This is a genomic window from Pseudomonas sp. AC463, assembly GCF_979253585.1.
Map to the genome: position 1 here is coordinate 1 of NZ_CEEDDZ010000297.1, position 338 is coordinate 338.

General features: G+C 71.9%; 1 protein-coding gene. It reads left to right on the plus strand.

The features are described 5' to 3' along the window. Positions 1–41: 41 nt before the first annotated feature. Positions 42–338 (plus strand): EamA family transporter (locus tag AC0IYH_RS30225; RefSeq protein WP_471837812.1); only part of this gene is annotated, 297 nt, incomplete at its 3' end.

Below are 338 nucleotides of genomic sequence, written 5' to 3' on the forward strand. Positions count from 1 at the left end.
GCGGTGCGCCGAAGCCGAGTGCGCGGGGGTTTCGGCTGCACGTGCTGCGTGCCTGCGTCACGGCGGTGATGGCGGTGCTGTTCTTCTGGGGGCTGGCGCGAGTGCCGATGGCGCAGGCGATCACGCTGACCTACGTCGCGCCGATCCTCGCGCTGCTGCTGGGCGCTGTCGTGCTGAAGGAGCGTGTCGGCCGGCGGGTCGCGATCGGCTCCGCCGCGGCGCTGCTCGGCGTACTCGTCGTGCTGGCCGGACAGTCGCAGATGCGGCTGGGCGAGGAGGCGCTGGCCGGATCGGTCGCGGTGATCGCATCGGCGGTGCTGTACGCGGTGAACCTGATC